1 pseudogene is annotated in these 282 nt (G+C 70.6%); it reads left to right on the forward strand.

The annotated features are described in order from the left end of the window. A pseudogene (locus tag ACSNOK_RS33940) lies at positions 1–282 on the forward strand (hypothetical protein); the annotation flags it as partial.

Genomic DNA, 282 nt, shown 5'->3' on the forward strand with positions numbered 1-282 from the left:
GCTGGTTGATGTGGTGGACGCCTGGTTCGACACCGAGCGCGCGGTGATGCCGCGCGACTCGGTCTACCCGGTCGGCGACGATCCCGAGGAGATCGAGGAGCACACCACCGCCCAGATGGAGGAGTCGCAGACGGAGGCGGTGACGGCCGCACTGCGCCGGCTGGGCATGTCCGAGGACGAGGTGGAGGTGGAGCTGCGGCTCGCGGACGTCGGCGGCCCCAGCGCCGGGCTGTTGTTCGCCCTCGGAATCGTCGACGAGATCGACGACGGGGACCTCACCGG

Source organism: Streptomyces sp. URMC 126 (genome assembly GCF_051386555.1).
GTDB lineage: Bacteria > Actinomycetota > Actinomycetes > Streptomycetales > Streptomycetaceae > Streptomyces.